Source organism: Streptomyces sp. adm13(2018) (genome assembly GCF_008042145.1).
GTDB lineage: Bacteria > Actinomycetota > Actinomycetes > Streptomycetales > Streptomycetaceae > Streptomyces.
The window spans coordinates 1-1,326 of the sequence record NZ_RDBH01000208.1; the positions used below are offsets into that span (position 1 = coordinate 1).

Sequence of the window (1,326 nt, forward strand, 5' to 3'; positions counted from 1 at the left end):
CTGCCTCATCGTCTCGACGGAACGGCGCGGCGGTCGTCCGCGGCCGAGGCGGGAGCCGTGGCGGGGGCCCGTCGGTCAGCCGCGCCGTTCCGTCGAGACGATGAGGCAGACCCCGCCGACGACGATCGCGCCGCCCAGGACGATGGGCCACGACAGGGTCTCGTTCAGGACGAGGGCGCCGAGGGCGACCGCGACGACCGGGTTCACGTAGGCGTAGGTGGCGACGAGCGACAGCGGCGCGGCCTGGAGGAGCCAGGCGTACGCGGTGAAGGCGATCAGCGAGCCGAAGACGATCAGATAGCCGAGGGCGACCCAGGAGCGGGTGGAGATCTCCGCGAGGTCGAGGCCGTGCTGCTCGCCCCGGAAGAGGCCGAGGGCGATGCCGGCGAGACCGCCCGCGACCATCTCGTACGCGCTGGCCGTGAAGGGGTTCGGGGGCATCGGGAGCCGGGCCGAGGAGAACGAGCCCACGGACCACAGCAGGGTGGCGACCACGACCAGGACGACGCCGCCGACCTTCACCTCGCCGCTGATCCCCGGCAGGGTGAGGACGGCGAGACCCACGAGCCCCAGGAGCACTCCGGCGAGACCCCCGGCGCTCGGCCGCTGCCCGGTGGCGGCCTTCAGGATGACGACCCAGGCCGGGACGACGGAGATCAGCAGGGCGGCCAGGCCCGAGGGGATGGAGGTCTCGGCGAGGACGACGAGGGCGTTGCCGCCGAGGATCAGGAGCAGGCCGACGAGGACGGCGGAGCCGAGCTGCCGCCGGTCGACCCGCAGGGCGGCCGGGCCCTGGCGCCAGGCGATGATCCCGGCGAGGAGCAGGCCGGCGGTGACGAAGCGGACGCCGGCGGACAGGAACGGCGGCATCGTCTCGACGGCGATCCGGATCCCGAGGTATGTGGAGCCCCAGACGACGTAGACGATGCCGAGCGCGGCCCATACGGCCCCGGTGATCCGGCGGACCGGCGCGACGGTCGGGGTGGTGCGCGCGGGGGTACGGGACCCGGGTTCGGCGGCGGCCTGGGGTGCCGCCTCGGGGGCGGGATCGACGGCGGGGCTTGTCATGAGCAGGAGAGTAAGGAGTCATCGGCCGGATGACCAGGAGAGGTGCCCGCGATCGGGCAGGCGGGGCCGGGTTTCCGGGCGCCGGGAGGGGAGTTCCGTGGAGTGGCAGGATGTCGGGACCCCACCGCGGAGGCGGTGCGGGAACACGGAGGGCAGGGGGACTCGCATGATCCTGGTCGCGTTGACCGGCGTCCTGGTACTCGTCGTCGGGGGCTGCGTGTGCGTGGTGTGGGCCGCGCGGGGCGGCCCACACCACGC

General features: G+C 73.9%; 1 protein-coding gene. It reads right to left on the reverse strand.

Going from position 1 to position 1,326, the window contains the following annotated elements:
- Window positions 1–75: 75 nt before the first annotated feature.
- Window positions 76–1,068 carry an EamA family transporter gene (locus tag EAO70_RS35620; protein WP_187284182.1) on the reverse strand — a complete coding sequence of 331 codons (993 nt, stop codon included), beginning with the start codon at window positions 1,066–1,068 and terminating at the stop codon, window positions 76–78.
- Window positions 1,069–1,326 lie beyond the last annotated feature (258 nt).